At 73.9% G+C, this 18,395-nt stretch carries 17 protein-coding genes and 1 pseudogene; 13 read left to right on the top strand and 5 right to left on the bottom strand.

The annotated features are described in order from the left end of the window. Nucleotides 1–123 precede the first annotated feature (123 nt). Nucleotides 124–1,791, top strand: a complete 1,668-nt coding sequence (locus tag DEH69_RS11925; protein ID WP_113686894.1) for an amidase family protein — start codon at nucleotides 124–126, stop codon at nucleotides 1,789–1,791. Here DEH69_RS11925 and DEH69_RS11920 read toward each other — a convergent pair. Continuing rightward, nucleotides 1,697–2,434, bottom strand: coding sequence for a TetR/AcrR family transcriptional regulator (locus DEH69_RS11920; protein WP_113686935.1), 738 nt, complete (start codon nucleotides 2,432–2,434; stop codon nucleotides 1,697–1,699). The genes DEH69_RS11925 and DEH69_RS11920 overlap by 95 nt on opposite strands. Before the next feature lie 319 nt (nucleotides 2,435–2,753). On the opposite strand from DEH69_RS11920, the gene DEH69_RS11915 reads away from it, so the two are divergent. Next, nucleotides 2,754–4,241: an MFS transporter gene (locus tag DEH69_RS11915; protein ID WP_113686893.1), complete on the top strand. Its 1,488-nt coding sequence runs from the start codon at nucleotides 2,754–2,756 to the stop codon at nucleotides 4,239–4,241. Nucleotides 4,242–4,304: 63 nt separating this feature from the next. Continuing rightward, nucleotides 4,305–4,982 carry an AIM24 family protein gene (locus DEH69_RS11910; RefSeq protein ID WP_113686892.1) on the top strand — a complete coding sequence of 226 codons (678 nt, stop codon included), beginning with the start codon at nucleotides 4,305–4,307 and terminating at the stop codon, nucleotides 4,980–4,982. Here DEH69_RS11910 and DEH69_RS11905 read toward each other — a convergent pair. Then, nucleotides 4,933–5,913 carry a YihY/virulence factor BrkB family protein gene (locus tag DEH69_RS11905; RefSeq protein WP_181727391.1) on the bottom strand — a complete coding sequence of 327 codons (981 nt, stop codon included), beginning with the start codon at nucleotides 5,911–5,913 and terminating at the stop codon, nucleotides 4,933–4,935. The genes DEH69_RS11910 and DEH69_RS11905 overlap by 50 nt on opposite strands. A 188-nt stretch (nucleotides 5,914–6,101) precedes the next feature. Between DEH69_RS11905 and DEH69_RS11900 the strand changes: the two genes are divergently transcribed. Beyond that, nucleotides 6,102–6,368, top strand: a complete 267-nt coding sequence (locus tag DEH69_RS11900; protein ID WP_113686934.1) for a DUF1876 domain-containing protein — start codon at nucleotides 6,102–6,104, stop codon at nucleotides 6,366–6,368. A 31-nt stretch (nucleotides 6,369–6,399) separates the two neighbouring features. Here the strand turns inward: DEH69_RS11900 and DEH69_RS11895 are convergent, their stop codons facing one another. Further along, the gene (locus DEH69_RS11895) at nucleotides 6,400–7,254 is read right to left on the bottom strand and encodes a PhzF family phenazine biosynthesis protein (RefSeq protein ID WP_113686890.1); all 855 of its coding nucleotides are present in this window, start codon (nucleotides 7,252–7,254) and stop codon (nucleotides 6,400–6,402) included. 97 nt (nucleotides 7,255–7,351) lie between these two features. On the opposite strand from DEH69_RS11895, the pseudogene DEH69_RS32635 reads away from it, so the two are divergent. From DEH69_RS32635 to DEH69_RS11870, 5 genes and pseudogenes are all read left to right on the top strand, one after another. Then, a pseudogene (locus DEH69_RS32635) lies at nucleotides 7,352–7,495 on the top strand (4a-hydroxytetrahydrobiopterin dehydratase); the annotation flags it as partial. 109 nt (nucleotides 7,496–7,604) lie between these two features. Continuing rightward, a complete protein-coding gene (locus tag DEH69_RS31470; RefSeq protein WP_181727390.1) occupies nucleotides 7,605–8,060 on the top strand; it encodes a GNAT family N-acetyltransferase in 456 nt (151 codons plus the stop codon). A gap of 287 nt (nucleotides 8,061–8,347) precedes the next feature. Then, nucleotides 8,348–9,679 (top strand): Bcr/CflA family multidrug efflux MFS transporter, encoded by a 1,332-nt coding sequence (locus tag DEH69_RS11880; protein WP_113686888.1) that lies wholly within the window; start codon nucleotides 8,348–8,350, stop codon nucleotides 9,677–9,679. Beyond that, nucleotides 9,676–10,878 (top strand): small ribosomal subunit Rsm22 family protein, encoded by a 1,203-nt coding sequence (locus DEH69_RS11875; RefSeq protein ID WP_258534610.1) that lies wholly within the window; start codon nucleotides 9,676–9,678, stop codon nucleotides 10,876–10,878. The genes DEH69_RS11880 and DEH69_RS11875 overlap by 4 nt, the downstream gene beginning before the upstream one ends. 52 nt (nucleotides 10,879–10,930) lie before the next feature. Then, nucleotides 10,931–11,650, top strand: a complete 720-nt coding sequence (locus DEH69_RS11870) for a bifunctional DNA primase/polymerase (RefSeq protein ID WP_113686887.1) — start codon at nucleotides 10,931–10,933, stop codon at nucleotides 11,648–11,650. Between the two features lie 48 nt (nucleotides 11,651–11,698). Here DEH69_RS11870 and DEH69_RS11865 read toward each other — a convergent pair whose 3' ends face one another. Beyond that, nucleotides 11,699–12,679, bottom strand: coding sequence for a hypothetical protein (locus DEH69_RS11865; protein ID WP_147255525.1), 981 nt, complete (start codon nucleotides 12,677–12,679; stop codon nucleotides 11,699–11,701). Between the two features lie 110 nt (nucleotides 12,680–12,789). Between DEH69_RS11865 and DEH69_RS11860 the strand changes: the two genes are divergently transcribed. Beyond that, on the top strand, nucleotides 12,790–13,536 hold the full coding sequence (locus DEH69_RS11860; protein ID WP_258534609.1) for a CDP-alcohol phosphatidyltransferase family protein: 747 nt from the start codon (nucleotides 12,790–12,792) through the stop codon (nucleotides 13,534–13,536). Here the strand turns inward: DEH69_RS11860 and DEH69_RS11855 are convergent. Further along, complete coding sequence (locus tag DEH69_RS11855; protein WP_113686884.1) at nucleotides 13,452–13,922, bottom strand: adenylyltransferase/cytidyltransferase family protein; 471 nt, start codon at nucleotides 13,920–13,922, stop codon at nucleotides 13,452–13,454. The genes DEH69_RS11860 and DEH69_RS11855 overlap by 85 nt on opposite strands. Nucleotides 13,923–14,117: 195 nt before the next feature. Here DEH69_RS11855 and DEH69_RS11850 point away from each other — a divergent pair, with 195 nt between their 5' ends. Genes DEH69_RS11850 through DEH69_RS11840 form a run of 3 tightly spaced genes read left to right on the top strand, consistent with a single transcriptional unit; the run spans nucleotide 14,118 to nucleotide 18,381 of the window. Further along, nucleotides 14,118–15,371: a glycosyltransferase gene (locus tag DEH69_RS11850; protein ID WP_113686883.1), complete on the top strand. Its 1,254-nt coding sequence runs from the start codon at nucleotides 14,118–14,120 to the stop codon at nucleotides 15,369–15,371. Then, complete coding sequence (locus DEH69_RS11845) at nucleotides 15,368–17,119, top strand: lipopolysaccharide biosynthesis protein (protein ID WP_113686882.1); 1,752 nt, start codon at nucleotides 15,368–15,370, stop codon at nucleotides 17,117–17,119. The genes DEH69_RS11850 and DEH69_RS11845 overlap by 4 nt, the downstream gene beginning before the upstream one ends. Beyond that, nucleotides 17,116–18,381, top strand: coding sequence for a hypothetical protein (locus DEH69_RS11840; RefSeq protein ID WP_258534608.1), 1,266 nt, complete (start codon nucleotides 17,116–17,118; stop codon nucleotides 18,379–18,381). Before DEH69_RS11845 ends, DEH69_RS11840 begins: the two co-directional genes overlap by 4 nt. Nucleotides 18,382–18,395: the final 14 nt, after the last annotated feature.

The raw sequence follows: 18,395 nt of genomic DNA, 5'->3' as shown, positions 1-18,395 counted from the left end.
CGCGGCGCCTGACCTCTCGGCGCCCCTTCCTCGAACTCCCCTTCTCTCTCGCTTTGTTGCCACGCGCCCGCACGCGTCCCTGATCGGTGAAGGACCTGGTCGGCACAGGAGAGGACACCGCACATGAATGGATGTGGAAGGCGCGGCTTCATCGCCGGGGCGGGGGCCGTGGGCCTGACCGCGGGAACGGCGACGGGGGCCTTCGCCCGGGGCGGCTCCCCGACCCGGCGTCGCCAGGGGCCGCGTTTCGACATCGAGGAGGCGACGGTCGCCGACATCTCGGCGGCCTACGACGCCCGCGAGCTGACCTGCGTGGAGCTGACCGAGATGTATCTCGCGCGGATCGCCGCGCACGAGGACGGCGACGACCGCCTCAACTCGATCACCACCGTCAACCCCCAAGCCCTCCGCGCCGCCGAGGAGTTGGACCGCGAACGCCGACGGCGCGGGCGGCGCGGCCCCCTGCACGGGATCCCCGTGCTGCTCAAGGACAACGTCGACACCCACGACATGGCCACGAGCAACGGCTCGGTGATCCTCAGGGACTCGGTGCCCCCCGACGACGCCTTCATCGCCCGCGCGCTGCGGCGGCAGGGCGCGTTGATCCTGGGCAAGGCGTCGATGGGGGAGTTCGCGGGCGGCAGCTACAACACCATCGACGGGCAGGTCGTCAACCCGTACAACGCCAAGCGCAACACCGGTGGCTCCAGCGCGGGTTCGGGCGCGGCGATCGCCGCCAACCTCGCCGTGCTCGCCATCGGCACCGACACCAGCACCTCCGTGCGCGGCCCCGCGTCGTTCTGCGGCCTCGTCGGGCTGCGGCCCACCACGGGCCTCATCAGCCGCGACGGCATCGCGCCCAAGAACCTGACGTTCGACACCGCGGGGCCCATGGCGCGCACGGTCACCGACACCGCGCTCCTGTTCAGCGCCGTCGCGGGCCTCGACCCCGCGGATCCGCTGAGCGTCGAGGTATACGGCGATCACCCCGGCCCGCTGCGGCGCAAGGCGGCGCGCGGCGACCTGGACTTCACCCGCTATCTGCGCAGGCGCTCGCTGCGCGGGGCCCGGCTCGGCGTGGTGCGCGACTTCTTCGGCGGCGACCCGGAGATCGACGCGCTGGCCGAGGACGCCCTCGACACGCTGCGCTCGCTGGGCGCGCGGCTGGTCGACATCACGCTCGACCCCGAGTTCGTCGAGTTCTACATCACGGGCGGCGGCGCGAACATCAGGGACATCGCCGACTACCGCTTCAGGGAGGACTGGGAGGGCTACCTGGCCACGCTGGGCCCCGAAGTGCCCAAAACTATCGAGGAGTTCGTCCACATCTACGAGACGGAGGTCAACGCGTCGCCGCTGCCGGTCGAGGACAGCGTGCTCGAGCTGCTGACGACGTCGCTGACCACGTCGACCGACGCGCCCGAGTACCGCGACCTGACGCGGCGCGTTCTCCCCGAGGCGACGCGGCTGAAGCTGGCGATGTTCGACCGGCACCGGCTTGACGCGATGGTGTTCCCGTACGAGAGCAGCTTCGCCTCGCCGATCCGCAACCCCGTCTACAGCGTCGATGACCCCACCCATGTGCCGTCGTCGCGCCCCAGGCCGTCGACGTTCGCCGGGTACAGCTCGGTCGGCTTCCCCGGCGTCGTGGTCCCGATGGGCTTCGGGTCGCAGGGGCTGCCGATGACGCTGTCGTTCATGGGGAGGCCGTACAGCGACGGGCGGCTTCTCGGGTACGCGTACGACTATGAGCAGGAGTCCCGGTGGCGGAAGGCGCGGAAGGCGCGGTAGGCGCGGTCACGGGCGCGAGCCACAACCCCACCAGCGCGTCGACCAGACCCGTCGCCGCCTCGTGCCACGACGCCCTGTCCGTGGATTCGCGCCGCGCGAGCGCCCGTTCGCGCTCGGCGCATGAGAGCACGATGAGGTCGCGCGTCATGGCCTTGCGCTCCCGGCGCGCCTCCACCGGCAGCTCGGGCAGCGACTCCCACGTCCCGTCGAGGACCCGCCGCAGCGCGGGGGACGCCAGGGACTCCTCGATCACCATGGCCCGGAGCGTGGGATCCGTGGTCACCTGGGCGCAGAACCGCGCGTACCACGTGGGGCCGCCGAGCGCCGCGAGGTGCTCGGTGGACGGCCTGACCAGGCAGGACACCCAGTCCCTGAGGTCAGGCGACGGCCCGAGCCCGGCCAGCATCCGCTCCCTGATCTCCTCGATCGGCCCGGTGTGCCTGCGGATGATCGCGCGCACCAGATCGGTCTTGGTGCCGAAGTGGTAGCCGACGGCCGCCGTGTTGCCCTGGCCCGCGGCCTCGCTGATCTGGCGGTTGGAGACGGCGTATAGGCCGCGCTCCGCGAACAGCCGCTCCGCGGCGTTCAGGATCGACTCCCGCGTCGCGCCGACCCGTTCGGCCCGCGCCGTCCTGCCCTCCATGGTCCCGCCCGCCATCGCGCTCACCTCGTCCAAGCCTCACCCGAGCTCACCGACCTCATTCGACCCATGCAAGCCCATCCGACCCATGCAAGCCCATCCGACCCATGCAAGCCCATCCGACCCATGCATCCACGCACCCACGCACTCCATGCACCGCATCCACCCCGTGCGGCCCGCCGCCCTCGCGGCCCGCCGTGGGCCCAGCCCCTCAGCCGAAACGGGCCGTGCGAAAACCAGGCAACACGATCCGTTAGTCTCGGTCAATCGATTGATTTAAATCCGATGAGGTCGCGTACCGCGTCAAGACGGAGGCTCCCCCGTGCACGACACCCCTGCCCACCCCACCGACCACGCGGCCCCCGCGGCGGCGCCGCGCGCGAACGCGGTCGTGGGGATCCTGGCGTTCGCCGGGATCGTGGTCGCGCTCATGCAGACCCTGGTGATCCCGCTGATCCCCGAGCTGCCCCGGCTGCTCGACGCGTCGCCCTCCGACGCGACGTGGGCGATCACCGCGACGCTCCTCGCGGGCGCCGTCGCCACCCCGGTGGTGGGTCGGCTCGGCGACATGTACGGCAAGCGGCGCATGCTGCTGGTCAGCCTCGTCCTGCTGGTCGCTGGCTCGGTGGTCGCGGCCCTGAGCGACAGCCTCACGCCGATGATCGTCGGGCGCACGCTCCAGGGCCTGTCGGCGGGCGTGATTGCCCTGGGCATCAGCATCATGCGCGACGAGCTGCCCGCGGAACGCCTGGGCGCCGCCACCGCGATCATGAGCGCGTCACTCGGCGTCGGCGGTGCCCTGGGGCTGCCCGCCGCGGCGCTCCTGGCCGAGAACGCCGACTGGCACGCGCTGTTCTGGGCGTCGGCGGCGCTGGGCGTGCTGGCGTTCGCGCTGGTGATCCGGCTGGTGCCGGAGTCGCCCGTGCGCAGCGGCGGGCGGTTTGACGTCATCGGCGCGCTCGGGCTCTCGACGGCGCTCGCGAGCCTGCTGCTCGCGATCTCCAAGGGCGGCGACTGGGGCTGGAACGACGGCCTGACGCTCGGCCTCTTCGCCGTCGCCGCGGTCACGCTGGGGCTGTGGGGCCTGTGGGAGCTGCGGACGACCGGCCCCCTGGTGGACCTGCGCACCAGCGCGCGCCGCCAGGTGCTGCTGACCAATGTGACGTCCCTCGTGTTCGGCTACTCGCTGTTCGGGATGTCCCTGATCCTTCCGCAGCTGCTGCAACTTCCCGAGGCCACCGGCTATGGCCTGGGCCGGAGCATGCTGACCGTCGGCCTGGTGATGGCGCCCACGGGCCTGGTGATGCTGGCGACCGCGCCGCTCTCGGCGACGATCTCCAGGACCAGGGGCCCCAAGGCCACCCTCATGCTGGGCGCCCTGGTGGTCGCGGCGGGCTATGCCCTGAGCATCGTGATGATGTCCTCGCTGTGGCAGATCGTGATCGCGTCGAGCGTCATCGGCGCGGGCATCGGCCTGGCGTATGGGGCGATGCCGTCCCTGATCATGGCGGCCGTGCCGCCGTCCGAGACGGCCGCGGCCAACAGCCTCAACGCCCTGATGCGCGCCATCGGCACCTCCGTCTCCAGCGCGGTGGCCGGGGTGATCCTGGCACAGATGACGACGTCGTTCGGCGGCGTGGCGTTGCCTTCGCGGGACGGCTTCCGCGTGGTGATGGTCCTCGGCTCGGCGGCGGCGCTGGTGGCGTTCGTGATCGCGTCGTTCCTCCCCCGCCACCGCGCCCCGAGCGCGTCCCCGGTCGCCACCTCGGCGACCGCGCCGTCCACGAGGGGCGCCAGCGCCCGAGGCTGAGCGGAACGCGGGGTTCCGCGTGATTCCGCCGCATTCGAACGGGCGGACGCCTAATATGACGGCGTGCGAAGTGACCTTTTCAAGTCCGAGTACCAGGCGCAGGCGCCCACCGCCCCCGGGATGTCTTTGCAGCACTCGAAGGCGATCAAGTACGTCGTCAACGGCGAATGCCACGCCCGGCAGGGCGCCATGGTCGCCTTCAGGGGGAATCTCCAGTTCGAGGTGAAGTCCCAGGGCGTGGGGAACTTCCTCAAGCGCGCCGTCACCGGCGAGGGCCTGGCGCTCATGGCCGTGCGCGGCCAGGGCGAGGTGTGGTTCGCGCACTACGCGCAGAACTGCTTCCTCATCGACCTCGAGCAGCAGGACATGCTCACGATCAACGGGCGCAACGTCCTGTGCTTCGACCCCTCCCTCAGCTACGAGATCAAGATGGTCAGCGGGGCGGGGATGACGGGCGGTGGGCTGTTCAACTGCCTGTTCTCCGGGCAGGGCCGCATCGGCCTGGTGTGCGACGGGGCGCCCATCATCATCCCCGTCACCTCCCAGGCGCCCGTCTATGTCGACACGGACGCGGTCGTCGGCTGGTCCAGCGGGCTCACCACCTCGATCAACCGCAGCCAGAGCCTGAAGTCGATGCTGCGCGGCGGCTCGGGCGAGGTGTTCCAGCTGGTGCTCCAGGGCGAGGGCTTCGTCATCGTCCAGCCGAGCGAGGCGCAGCCGGGCGTGGGCGAGAAGAAGTAGCCACCCCTTCGGCGCTCCCGTTGCTTCCGGCGCTGCCGGTGGGCGGCCTCGGCCGCCCGCCGCCGGGCGCGGCCAGGCGGGGCGCCGCCCTGCGCAGCCTGGACAGCTCGGCGTTGAACTGAGCCCCGGTCAACAGCGCCAGGTTGGACACCCACAGCCACACCAGGAAGACGATGATCCCGGCGAGCGAGCCGTAGAGGCGGTTGTACGTGGGCACATGGGAGGCGTACAGCGCGAAGCCCGCGCTGGCCACCAGCCACAGGCCCACCGCGAGCGCCCCGCCCGGCACGGCGCGGTGCGGGGCGCGCGTTCCCGCGGGCCCGGTGCGGAAGAGCACCAGCACCAGCCCCGTGACCAGCACCAGCAGTAAGGGCCACTTCAGGGCGTTCCACGCGGCCGTTCCCGCCTCGCCCGTGCCGAGCAGCCGTCCGATCGAACGGACCGCGCCGCCCGTCAGGATCAGCACCGTCGCGCTGCCGACCAGCAGCCCGAGCAGCCCGAGCGAGGCCATCATCATGCGCGGCACCGCGCTCCACGGCGGCCTGTGGTCCTCCACGCCGTGCATCCCGTGCAGCACCCTGCGGAAGACGCTCAGGTAGTTGTACGCGGACAGCCAGGCGCTCGCCGAGCCCACCGCGATGACCAGCCACGCGGTGGAACGCTCGTCCCGCGGCTGGCCGAGCACCGACCGCACCTCGGCCCCCGAACCGGCCGGGAGCAGCGACGTGACCTCGGCGATCAGCTGGTGCGCGGCCCGCGGATCGGCGAGACCGGCGACGGACACCGCCACCATCAGGGTGGGGAAGACCGCGAGCACCGAGTAGTACGTGAGCGCCGCCGCCCAGTGGTCGATGTCGTCCCGCCACATCGCCACGGGCGTGCGGCGCAACGCCCGCGCCCACGGCTCCGACGACCGTCCCTCCGGTGCCATGGCTCCCTTTCGTCGCGACTCGACATTCCCTTCGCGGGGGTCCATTGTCCCGGACAGCGATACGCCCCGCCGCCCGGGCGCTTCGCGTGGTCCTCCGCGCGGCGTTCGGCGTGGTGCTCCGCGCGGTGCTCCGCGCGGGCGCGAACGGTCGGAGTGCGGGCCGCGAACGCCGGGGTGACGATGGACGCATGACCACTGAGACCTGGAATGTCCGGGTGGCCATCGACTCAGGCGGCCGCCTCACCCGGGCCGAGGCGCGCCTTGAGGACCGGCCCGACACGGTGCTCGTGGCGGAGGGCACCGCGCGCGCCAACCCCGACGACCCGCAGAAGCCGGGCATCGGGCGGGAGCTGGCGGTGGCGCGTGCGCTGTCGGAGCTGTCCCACCAGCTGCTCCACCTGACCGCGCAGGACATCGAGGCCGGGACGCACCACCCCGTCACGCGGCTCGAATGAGCCCCTGGCGCGGACCTGGCCCCCTCGCGCGTCAGGTGAGGGGGACGGCCGTGCCCGAGACCAGGACGCGCGGGTCGCCCGCGCGCAGCCGGACGGTGAGCGTCGAGGGGCGGCCCATGTCGTGGCCCTGGTGCAGCGTGAGCACGGCCTCGTCGGGGACGAGGCCCGCCGCGCGCAGCGCGCCGCCGAGCGCGGCGGCCGCGGCTCCCGTCGCGGGGTCCTCGACGACACCACCCACCGGGAACGGGTCGCGCACATGGAAGACGTCCGCGCGCTCCCGCCACACCAGTTGGAGCGTCGTGAGGTCGAGGCGCAGCATCAACGCGGTCAGCCCTGGCCCGTCGTAGTCCAGGTCCGCGAGGCGCGCGCGGGTGGCGGCGGGCACGATCAGGTGGCGGGCGCCCGCGAACGCGATCACCGTCGGCAGGGCGGGGTCGAGGTCGCCGGGGGACCAGCCGAGCGCGGCCAGCGCCTCGGCGAGGTCGGCCGGGTCGACCGGCTCCTGGTGGGGCGCCACGCTGGTCAGCGTCGCCCGCGTCGCCCCCTCGGCCGCCTCCACGCTCACCGGAACGCGCCCCGCAGGCGTATCGAACAGCAACTCCCCGGATCCGCCCGCTCGTTCACCCAGCGCTACCGCGGCGGCAATCGTCGCGTGGCCGCAGAAGGGCACCTCGGCCACGGGGCTGAAGTACCGCACGCCGAACGCGCCGCCGCCGCGCGGCACCAGGAAGGCGGTCTCCGAGTACCCCACGTCGGCGGCGATCCGCGCCATGTCGGCCTCGTCGAGCCCTCGCGCGTCGAGCACGACCCCCGCGGGGTTGCCCCCCGCGGGGTCGTCCGTGAACGCCGCGTAGCGCAGCACCCGCGTGGTGTCCCCTGTGGCCATGCCGGGTCAACGGCCGCCGCCCGGCGCGTTATTCCGTCCCCCGCGGGACAGGCGCCCGCCGGGTACCCGGTGGATCGCCAACGGGTCAGTGAGGGATGCGGACATCGATCTGCGTTGGGACTCCGTGCGGTTCGCGATCACGACACACGACGCGGGCCATCGGCTGACCGCTGCGGACTTCGACTTGGCCGAGCGGATCAACGCGATCGCCGCCGCGCACGACGCACGCCCCCTCGACTGACGCCAGACATGACGGAACGCCCCCGCGCGACCTGATCCACCAGAAGCGGCACAGCGCCGCCACCGAGAACGCCACCGCCCAGGCCGACCACGCCCCCGCACGAGGATGGGTGCGAGGGCTCCAGAGCCTCATCTCCTACTGGGCGGGGCGCCCCCAGGACGCTGGCCACTACGCACAGAGCGGCGCCGCCGCCGCACCGGAGACGGCCGGAACGGTTCGCGTCTGGCTCGCCAGCCTTCACGCCCGTGCGGCTGCTGTACTCGGTGACGCCGATGGGATGAACGCGGCCATGCGCGCAGGTGCCGAGGCCCGTGAACGAGTAGCGCCCGACGACCTCGACGCCATCGGAGGGCTCCTGACGTTGGGGTTCGACTCCCTGGGACTGCACCGGATCTGGGCCGCACGGTCACCCGAGAACGAAGCCTCGCGCCGCGTACTCGACCGCGCCGGACTCGTCGAAGAGGGCAGGATCCGCCACCACGTGCACGTGCGCGGCGCGTGGCGCGACTCCATCGTCCACGCGATCATCGCTGATGAAGGGACGCCCACGACCCCGACGGCATGACGATGCGCCCCCGCGCGCGGCCCGGCTCGCGTGCGGGGGGCGTGTTCAGCGGACGAGCGCGAGCGGGCCCGCCCCCGGCACCCGCCGCCTCGGTGTGGGGTTGGTCACCACGTCGATCGCCAGCGGCGGCCACGGCTTCGCGCGACCCGCCGACCAGGCCCGGCTCACCGGGCCGCGCCCCACGGCGGGGCCCCCGGCGGGGGCATCGGAGGCGCTTAACGGGGTGGGGCCCGAGGGGGTGGTCGTGGGATGATTGGGCCGATCCCCAGTACGTCACGGAGAGGTGCATGAACCTGCCCGGCCCATCCAGCATGGCCGCCCCCGACTCCACCCCCGACGCCCTTCCGATACCCGGCCCCCGCCGCGACGCGGCGGGGGCCACCGCCGCCCAGCTCACGCGCCGCCAACGCGCCGGGGTGCTGCTGACGTTGATCCTCGGCGCTCTCTCCGCGGTGCCCCCGCTGTCGATGGACATGTACCTGCCCGCCCTCCCCGAGGTGGGCGACTCACTCGGCACCGGCGCGGCCACCGTGCAGCTCACGCTCACCGCGTGCCTGCTCGGCCTTGGTCTAGGCCAGCTGATCGTCGGCCCGATGAGCGACCAACTCGGCCGCCGCCGACCGCTGTTGATCGGCATGGGCTGCTATGTCCTCGCCTCGGTCGCGTGCGCGCTCGCGCCCACGGTCGAGTCGCTGACCGCGTTCCGCTTCATCCAGGGCCTCGCGGGCTCGGCCGGGGTCGTGATCTCCCGGGCCATCGTGCGCGACCTGTTCGACGGCGTGGCCATGGCCCGCTTCTTCTCCACCCTGATGCTGATCTCGGGCGCGGCGCCCATCCTGTCGCCGGTGTTGGGCGGCCAGCTGATGCGGTTCACCGACTGGCGCGGCATCTTCGTCGTGCTGGCCGCCGCCGGGGTCGTGCTGACGCTGGTCGTCGCCCGCTGGCTGCCCGAGACGCTGCCGAGGGAGCAGCGCCACGCGGGCGGCGTGCGCTCGGCGCTGCGCGACATGGGCGGGCTGTTCAAGGACCGGGTCTTCACGGGCCATCTCCTGGTCGGCAGCCTGACGTTCGCCGCGCTGTTCGCTTATGTGGCGGCCTCGCCCTTTGTGATCCAGGAGATCTACGGCGCCTCGCCGCAGACGTTCAGCATGCTGTTCATGGTCAACTCCATCGGCCTGGTGGGCGTCAGCCAGATCAACGGCAACGTGCTCGTCGGCCGCCTCCCCACCCACCACATCATGGCCATCGGCCTGGCCGGGGTGACCCTGTCCGCGCTCGCGCTGCTCGTCATGACCAGCGGCGTGCTGGGCGAACCCGGGCTGATCCCCATCTCCGTCGGCCTGTTCCTGCTGATGGGCTCGATGCCGCTGGTGCTGCCCAACGCCAACTCCGAGGGCCTTGAACGCACTCCGCACGCCGCGGGCTCCGCCTCCGCGCTGCTGGGCGCGTCCGCGTTCTTCGTCGGCGCCATCGCCTCGCCGCTCGTCGGCATCGCGGGCGAGGAAACGGCGCTGCCGATGGCCGTGGTCCAGCTGACGTCCGTGCTGCTCGCGGCCGTCTGCTTTGTGACCCTGTGCCGCCCCTGGCGCCGGGCGGGCCGCCCTATCCTGTCCCGGTGACCAGCGCATCCACGACCCTGCGCGCCGCGCTCGACCAGCTGCTCGACGGCCTGCCGCCACGCCAGGCGGCCGGTGCGGTCGAGCGGCTGATGGCGGGCTACCGCGAGCGTTCCGAAGGGGCCGAACGCCCCGGGCGCGGCGGCCCGTTCACCGCCGCGCCGGTCCTGCGGGACCGCGCGGACGCGGTCGCCTACGCCGCCTACCGCATGCCCGCGACATGCGAGGCGGTCACCGCGGCGCTGCGCGAGCTGGCCGCCCGCCTGCCGGGCTGGGCGCCCGCCGCCCATCTCGACGTGGGCGGCGGCACCGGCGCCGCGCCATGGGCCGCGGCCGAGGTGTGGCCGGGGCGCGAGGGCCGCACCGTCGTCGTCGACCGGGCCGGGCCCGCGCTCGACCTGGGCCGCGAGCTGGCCGCGGCGGGCGGCCTGGCCGTCCCGGTCGAGTGGCGCCAGGGCCAGCTCGGCGCCCCCGGCGCGGCGCCGGAGCTGCCGGGCGCCGACCTGGTCACCGTCTCCTATGTGCTGGGCGAGCTGCCCGAGCCCGCCCGCGACGCCGTGGTGGACGCCGCCGCGGCGGCCGTGACGCGCTCGGCCCAGGGCGCGGCCCAGGGCGCGGCGGGGGAGTGGGCGGGCACCGGGGCCGTCGTGCTCGTGGAGCCCGGCACCCCCGAGGGGTACCGGCGCATCAGGGACGCGCGCGACCGCCTCCTGGCCGCCGGGCTGCGCGTCCTCGCGCCCTGCCCGCACGGCGCCGAGTGCCCCATCGAGGTGGGCGCCGACTGGTGCCACTTCGCCGCCCGCGTCAGCCGCTCCTCGCTGCACCGCCGCGTCAAGGGCGGCGTCCTGCCGTACGAGGACGAGAAGTTCACGTATGTGGCGGCCGCCACACCGGGCACCGGCGCCTCTCCCGCCCCAGGGCGCATCGTGCGCAGGCCGCTGCTGCGCAAGGGCCAGGTGCTGCTCGACCTGTGCACGCCCGAGGGCGCGCTGCGCCGCACGACGGTCTCCAAGCGCCGAGGCCAGGAGTACAGGGCCGCTCGGGACAGCGAGTGGGGGGCGCCATGGCCGCCCCATCCGTCTCCCTCTCCACCCCCTCCTCCCGATTACCCATCCGCCGCCCATCCAGGGCAGGATGTGCAGCGGACGGACGCGGCACCGGACCCCGCGGCACCCGCGGAACGCGCGGACGACGCGGAATAACGGCCCGGGCCGCCACGCTGCACCGGGACGGAAGTGAGGCGGCAGGAGGCTCATGGAACGCGACAGCAGATTCCCCCGCTGGCTGCGACGCGGGGCCAGGGGCGCCGCCGCGGGGGCCGCCGCCGCCCGCGCCAGGGAAGCGCTGCTGTTCGCCGCCGCCAGGGCGGGCTTTCCGCTGGCCCCCGCCGCCCACCCCCTGGACTACGGCTGCTCCTGCGACCGCATCGGCTGTCCCACCCCGGGCCGCCATCCGCTGTCGCTCGCCTGGGCCACCCAGGCCACCACCGACCCCGACCAGATCGCGCGCTGGCTGCGCGTCCACCCCGACGCCAACTTCATCACCGCGACGGGCCGCGCCCACGACGTTCTCGACCTCCCGGCCGCGGCGGGCTACGCGGCGCTCGAGCGGCTCTCTGGCGGAGCCGAAACGTTCGGCCCCGTGGCCGTCGCCGACCCCGACCGGGTCCTGTTCTTCACCGCCACCCGCGGCACCCCGGACGACGAGGACGAGTGGTGGCCCTGCGAGCTCGACTGCCACCCCGAGACGCTCGACGAGCACCCCGGGCTGCGCTGGCACTGCCGCGGCAGCTATGTCCTGCTGCCGCCCTCGCGCGTCCCCGGCGCGAACGAGGCGGGCGTGCGCTGGCTGCGCGGGCCCGAGCACCCGCTGCCCGAGCCGTTGACGCTGCTCGCCGCGCTCACCGACGCGTGCGGCGACGAGCTGTCGGGACGCGGCGCCGCACGCGAGGCCGAGGCGGGCCCGCGGCGCTGACGCCGGGGCGCGCCGACGCCGGGTAGCGCCGACCCGGGAAGGCGCGTATCACTCCCCGGCCGCGCTGACCACGCCGATCGAGCGGAACAGCAGCTCCACGTCGCCCTCGCCCTCGGGCACCACAGCCGAGAACATCGCGACCTGCTCCACCGTGAGCGCGCGCTCCGCGGGGGATGACAGCAGCGGCTCGATGGCCTCGTGGACCTCGATCGTCTGGCCCTCGGCCATCGTCTGCTTCTGGTTGTGCAGCGTCGAGAACAGCACCAGCGCGCCGCCGTCGGCCGTCCGCATCGCCACGGGCCGGTACGTGAACTCGTCCTCGTCGGGCGGCACGTCCTGGTAGTCCATGACGAACGCGGCGCTGCCGTTGGCCTCTTCCCTGGCCGCGACCTCGTCGCTCGTGTAGGCGCCGTCGTTGAACGGGCCCGAGCCGTTCGCCAGGTACTCGGTGTAGGCGGTGGGGAGCTGGCCCGGCTCGACGGCCAGGCCCGTGTCGGTCTCGCCGGTCACGGGCAGGTCGTCCAGGTAGCCGTCCTCGTCCTCGGCCAGCTCGGGGCCCCGGCCCGTGGGCAGCACCGTCACATAGGAGGCGTTCCACTCCGCGTCGAGGCTGTCGCGCGTGAAGACCAGCATCCAGCGGTTGTCAGGGTCCTGGTTGGTCTGGGTGTCGGCGACGAAGAACTTGGGCCAGCCCGCCTGCTGCGGGATGTGGAACTGGGTGTCGTTGACCGCGAGGGGCGTGAAGTCCTGGTCGCCCCCGGGGTTCCTGGCGCGCAACGACGCGAACTGGGCCTCGCGGATGGCGCCGAGGGGGCCGATCTCGACCGTGGAGTTCAGCTCGGGGTCGAACGCGCGGGACGCCTCGTTGCTGATCTCCACATAGCGCTCCAGGGCCTCCTCGGCCTCCTCTTCGGAGGCGGCGGGCACCACCGCTTCCTCGCCGTGGACCGTCATGCAGCCCGACAGGGACGCCACAAGGGTCAGGGTCAGGGTCGACCCCGCCGCGGCCGTCGTCAGTCGTGCTCGCACCCGCATCGTCTGGGCCCTCCCCGTCATACCTGTGTCTCGCCCGGTGTCGCGCCCGGCCCGCGCATCGTATCGATGCCCGAGGGGGCCCGACGCATGGGATGATGCCACGCATGCCGGGGACGGGGAGCTACGGGGCGGCGTTGCGGCGGCTTCGTGACGCGCAGAAGACCGCCAAGGGGATCTCGTTGTACTCCCGTTACCTGAACCGGCCGCTCGGCCGGGTGTTCGCCGCGGCGGCCCACCGGGCCGGGCTGCGGCCCAACCAGGTGACGGCGCTCAGCGCCCTGCTGAGCTGTGCCGCGATCGCGGGCGTCGCGCTGGCCGAGCCGTCGTGGCCGCTGGCCCTCGCGGTGTGGGCTGGCCTTGTGCTTGGCTTCGCGCTCGACTCGGCCGACGGCCAACTGGCCAGGCTGCGCGGGGAGTCGAGCGCGGTGGGGGAGTGGCTCGACCATGTGGTGGACTGCGCCAAGATCACGGCGCTGCACGCGGCGGTGCTGATCTCGTTCCACCGGTTCTTCGACCTGCCGGGCGAGGGGTGGCTGCTGGTGCCGCTGGTCTTCCAGCTGGCCGCCGTGCTGATCTTCTTCGGCGGGCTGCTCACCGACAAGCTCAAGCCCAGGGCCGCGCCGGGGAGTTCGCCGGGGGGCGCGCCGCCGTCCCGGGTGCGGGCGGTGGCGCTGCTGCCCGTGGACTACGGCGTGCTGTGCGCGCTGTTCCTGCTGCTGGGCAGCGAGACGGCGTTCCGCCTCGGATACGCGGCGCTGTGCGCCGTTTACGTGCTGTTCTGCGTGGCGTTCTCGGTCAAGTGGTTCCGCGAGCTGTCCGCGCTCAACGCGTCGAGCGCCGCGCGCAGTTGAGTGCTGGAGGTGTGCACCGTGTAGGGGAAGTAGACGATGCGGACGCCCACGGTCGCGAAGTCCCGTTCCAGACGCTCCCCCTTGGGGGTGCCGCGCCAGTCGTCGCCCTTGAACAGCACGTCGAACCGCACCTGTTGCCAGGTCTGAAGCTTGTCGGGCACCGTCTCCACGAACGCCGCGTCCACATGCCGGATCGAGCGCACGATCTCCAGGCGCTCCACCAGCGGGATCACCGGCGGCCTGCCCTTGGCCAGGGTCGCCATCTCGTCCGAGACGACCCCGGCCACCAGGTAGTCGCAGTGACTCCTGGCGTGCCTGAGGATGTTGAGGTGCCCCACATGGAAGAGGTCATAGACCCCGGGCGCGTAGCCCACCGTCTGCGGCATGCGTCCGACCCCCCACTGGTCCCGCCGAATTCACCGGGTTCACGCGTCCTTCACGCGCGACGATCCCTTGACCATAGCGCCACAACGCGTGGTGATTCTGCGGATAGGCTGGGAACTCGGGGTTGTACTCGGGCTTGTACTCGGGGTGTTGTCCGGGGTTGTTGGCGGCGTGGAGCGCCGGGGAGGAGACCCACCGTGGGCGAACGGCTGCTGCTCGTGTCGACCAACTACGCGCCCGAGCAGGCCGGTATCGGCCCCTATGCCACCCAGATCGCCGAGCACCTGGCGGCCCGCCGCGCGGCCGAGGTCCATGTCCTCGCGGGCATGCCGCACTACCCCGCCTGGCGCCTCGACCCCGCCTACCGCGGCACGTGGCGCGCCGAGGAGCGGCGCGCGGGGGTGCTCGTGCACCGCAGGCGGCACGCGGTCCCGCCCCGGCAGACCGCCGTGCGCCGCGCCCTGTACGAGGCGTCGATCCTGGCGGGCGGCCTGGTCGCGCCCCCGCGCATGGCCCGCCCGCACGCGGTGCTCGCCCAGGTGCCGAGCCTGGCGGGCGGGGTGCTCGCCGCCCGCATCGCGCGCCGCCACCGCGTTCCCTATCTGCCCATCGTGCAGGACCTGATGGGCGCGGCCGCCGCGCAGAGCGGCATCAGCGGCGGGGGCCGCGCCGCCTCGGCCGCCTCGGCGGTCGAGCGCCGCATGCTGCGCGGCGCGACCCTGGTGGGCGTCATCCACGACAGCTTCCGCGACCGCGTGCGCGCCCTGGGCGTGCCCCCCGAGCGCATCAGGCTGGTGCCCAACTGGTCGCATGTGCGGGCCCCTTCGCCGGGCGCGCGAGCCGCGACCAGGGAACGCCTGGGCTGGCCGCCCGGGTCCGCGGTGCTGCTGCACTCAGGGAACATGGGCCTCAAGCAGGGCCTCGACGTGCTCGTCGACGCCGCCCGCGAGGCGCCCGAGCTGCGGGTGGTGCTCATGGGCGAGGGCAGCCAGCGCGCCCGCCTCGCCGCGCGGGCCGAGGGGCTGCCCAATGTCACGCTGCTGCCGCCCGCCGCCGACGCCGACTTCCCCGAGGTGCTTGCCGCCGCCGACATCCTGGTGGTCACCCAGCGCGCGGCCGTCCTGGACATGAGCGTGCCGTCCAAGCTGACGTCGTACTTCGCGGCTGGGCGCCCCGTGCTCGCCTCGGTCGCGGGCGAGGGCGGCACCGCGGCGGAGGTGCGGCGTTCGGACGCGGGCCGCCTGGTGCCGCCCGAGGACCCGGCCGCGCTTGCCGCGGCCGCCAGGGAGCTGGCCGCCGACCCGGCCGCGGCCGACGCCCTGGGCGCGCGCGGCGCCGCCTACGCGCGCGACCACCTGTCGCGTGCCGCCGGGCTCGGCCGCGTCACCGCACTGCTCGACGAGGCGCTCGCCCTGGCCGCCGACGCCCGCACGAACGGAGAAGGATCATGAGCGCGGTGCGCGACGACGCGCGGGGCGGCGCCCCCGCGGCCCCCGCGGGCGGATACGACGAGCCCGACCTGCTGCGCGACCAGTTCCGCCAACTCCTGCGCTACCGGCTGCTGATCGTGTGCGGCATCCTGCTTGGCCTCGCGGGCGGCGGCTGGCTCGGGCTGACCGGGAACGAGTCCTACATCGCCACCTCCGAGGTCACCGTCCGCGCCCCCACCGCCGACCCGTTCGCCGGGGCGCCCGTGGACCGCGTGGCCATGGGCTCCGAGCGCCGCACCGCCGTGAGCGACCTCGTCGCGCGGCGGGCCGCCGACGCGCTCGGCATGCCGGAGCGGGTGCGCGAGCTTGGCCGTGGACTGACCGTCACCAACCCCCCCAACACCGAGGTGCTGCGCTTCTCCTACTCCCATGGCGACCCCGACGTGGCCGCCGAGCGCGCCAACGCGTTCGTCGCCGCCTACCTCGCCAACCGCCAGGCCGACGCGCAGGAGACCATCGCCCACAACGTCGCATCGCTCGAGGGCCAGCGCGCGCCCCTCGTCGAGCGCCGCGACCAGCTGGAGACCGAGCTCGACACGCTCTTCGACGGCAGCTCGGCCTATGACAGCGCGGTCGCCGACCTGTCCACGCTCACCGGGCAGATCTCCGAGATCAACGCGCAGATCTCCAGCCTCCAGGCCCTGGACACCTCGGGCGGCCGGGTCATCACCGAGGCCACCGCCCCCGGCAGCCCCTCAGGCCCTGGGCTGCCGCTGCTGCTGGCCCTCGGCTACGCCGTCGGCATCGGCCTCGGCCTGCTCGCCGCCTGGGTGCGGCTGGTGTTCGACCCCACGGTCCGCTCGCCTGGCGATGTGACCCGCGCGCTGCGCGCCCCCGTCCTCGGCGTGCTGCCCCGCACCGGGCGCGGCCACCCCGACCAGCTGCTCGCGGCGGGGCGGCTCGCGGAGGAGTACAGGTCGGTGGCGTTCAGGCTGGCCTACGACGAGACGTTCGCCCAGCGCCGCCGCCTGCTCGTGGTCGCGCCGCGCGGCAGCATCGAGGCGCCGCTGGCCGCCTCGGTCAACCTGGCCGCCGCGTTCGCCGAGATGGGTATGGACGCGCTGCTCGTCGAGGCCGACCTGCGCACCCCGACCCTGGCCGAGCAGCTGCGCCACACCGACGGTGGGCGCCCTGGCTGGGCTGGCTCGCCCGGGTACCGGGAGGGCACCTGGCCGGTGGGCGCGCGGGTGCCCATCGACGCGGGCGAGTCCGGCATCTTCGACCTGGTGCCAGGGCGCCGCGTGCGCAACGTCCCGCGCGCCCTGACCTCGCCCGCCGCCACCACCCTGGTGGGGCACGCCGACGCCAAGGGCTCGGTCGTGGTGGTGCTCGCCCCTGCCGTGCTGTCCTACGCCGACGCCATAGCGCTCGTGGACCGCGTCGACAACGTCCTTGTGGTGTGCGACCCGAGCCAGGTGCGCCGCGACGACCTCGCGCGCGTGCGGGAGTTGGTGGTCGGCGCGGGCGGCGCGCTGCTTGGCGCCGTGCTGCACTCGTGGGGCGGCGGCCACGAGGGCGGGCGCGACGCGGATGGCACCGAGGTGCCGGGAACGCGCCCCAGAGTGGCCTCCGTCAGCTCGCGCGAGCGGGAGCGCGAGCGCCGCGCGGCGCGCGCGTCCCAGCAGGCGTACCGCGACATCGGCTCGGAAACGCTCGGCCTGCGGGTCCTCGACCCGGCCGAGCTCGAGGACGGTTCGCCGCGCCCGTGACCAGCTCACCCGACCCCACCGACGACATACGCCGACCGCCCGCGAGCGCCGCATCCGCCGCGGCCGCCTCGGTCGCCGACCAGGGCGTGGCGGCGCTCACCAATGTCGCCGTCGTCATCGTCGCCGCGCGCCAGTCCACGGCGGACGACTTCGCTTCGTTCGCCGTCGTCTACACCGTCTTCGCGCTACTGCTCGGCCTGACCGGCGCCTATGTGGGGCAGCCGCTCGCGCTGCGGCGCGGCGGTGAGTCGGCGCTGCACCGGCACTGCCGGGCGTCGGTGGCGTTCACCCTGTACGCCTCGGGCGCGCTTGGCGCGGTGCTCGCCGCCGCCACGGTCGCGCTGCCAGGCGGGATCGCGGCGGGGCTGGCCGCGCTCGGCGCCGTGCTGCCCGTGGTGCTGACGCAGGAGGCGCTGCGGTACGCGTTCGCCGTGCTGCGGGCCCCGCATCTGGCCCTGGCCTGCGACGTGCTGCGCGGCGCGGTGGCGCTGCCGCTGCTCGTGGCCCAGCCGTATGGCACGGGCCCGGCGCGCATGGTGCTGGTGTGGGGCCTGTCGGCGCTGCCCGCGCTGGCGCTCGCGGGGCTGCTGCTGATCCGGCGCACGCGCGGGGCGCGCGGGGCGCGCGGTGGCGTGGGGGCGCGGGCGCTGCTCGACCCGCGCCATCTCGGGCGCAGGTTCGCGGTGGAGTTCGGGGTGGGCAACGCGGGGTCGCAGGTGGCCGTGGTCGGCCTCGGCGTCCTCGCCGACCCGCTGGCCGTGGGCGCGCTGCGGGGCGCGTCCACGCTGTTCGGGCCGATGAACGTGCTGTTCAACGCGGCCACCGGCTTCGGCCCCCCGCTGCTCGGCCGCCACGGGGGCCCGCACCGGCAGGCCAGGGCCGCGGGCCTGGTGGGCGGCGCCCTGGCGGCGGTCGCGGTGGCGCTCGCCCTCGCCCTGTCGCTGCTTCCCGACGCGACCGGGCGCGAAATCCTGGGCGACACCTGGGAGTTGGCCGTGGAGCTGCTGCCCGCCACGGGCAGCCAGTATGCCGCGATGGCCCTCGGCACATGCGGGCTGCTGACGCTGCGGCTGCTGAGCCCGCGCGCCACGCTGCCGTTGCAGGTGGTCTTCTCGGCGTTCTCGGTGTGTTGTCTGCTGCTCGGCTACGGGATCGGGGGCATCACGGGCGCCGCCTGGGGCCTGGCCTTCGGCTCGGCCGCCAAGGCGGCGGCGGTGTGGGCGCGGATCGCGCTCGAACTCCGCACCGTGGTCAGGAGCTGAGTCGGGACCCGGGT

It is taken from the genome of Streptomyces sp. PT12 (assembly GCF_003311645.1).
In the GTDB taxonomy this organism is placed as follows: Bacteria; Actinomycetota; Actinomycetes; order Streptomycetales; family Streptomycetaceae; genus Streptomyces.
The sequence above is the reverse complement of the archived record's forward strand: the minus strand, read 5'-3'. Positions and strand labels throughout refer to the sequence as shown.

What these genes read in the sequence shown, in the direction of transcription:
- DEH69_RS11925 (WP_113686894.1), top strand. Translation starts at nt 124, where the DNA reads ATGAATGGATGTGGAAGGCGCGGCTTCATCGCCGGGGCGGGGGCCGTG.
- DEH69_RS11920 (WP_113686935.1), bottom strand. Translation starts at nt 2,434, where the DNA reads ATGGAGGGCAGGACGGCGCGGGCCGAACGGGTCGGCGCGACGCGGGAG.
- DEH69_RS11905 (WP_181727391.1), bottom strand. Translation starts at nt 5,913, where the DNA reads ATGGCACCGGAGGGACGGTCGTCGGAGCCGTGGGCGCGGGCGTTGCGC.
- DEH69_RS11900 (WP_113686934.1), top strand. Translation starts at nt 6,102, where the DNA reads ATGACCACTGAGACCTGGAATGTCCGGGTGGCCATCGACTCAGGCGGC.
- DEH69_RS11895 (WP_113686890.1), bottom strand. Translation starts at nt 7,254, where the DNA reads ATGGCCACAGGGGACACCACGCGGGTGCTGCGCTACGCGGCGTTCACG.
- DEH69_RS11880 (WP_113686888.1), top strand. Translation starts at nt 8,348, where the DNA reads ATGAACCTGCCCGGCCCATCCAGCATGGCCGCCCCCGACTCCACCCCC.
- DEH69_RS11870 (WP_113686887.1), top strand. Translation starts at nt 10,931, where the DNA reads ATGGAACGCGACAGCAGATTCCCCCGCTGGCTGCGACGCGGGGCCAGG.
- DEH69_RS11860 (WP_258534609.1), top strand. Translation starts at nt 12,790, where the DNA reads ATGCCGGGGACGGGGAGCTACGGGGCGGCGTTGCGGCGGCTTCGTGAC.
- DEH69_RS11855 (WP_113686884.1), bottom strand. Translation starts at nt 13,922, where the DNA reads ATGCCGCAGACGGTGGGCTACGCGCCCGGGGTCTATGACCTCTTCCAT.
- DEH69_RS11845 (WP_113686882.1), top strand. Translation starts at nt 15,368, where the DNA reads ATGAGCGCGGTGCGCGACGACGCGCGGGGCGGCGCCCCCGCGGCCCCC.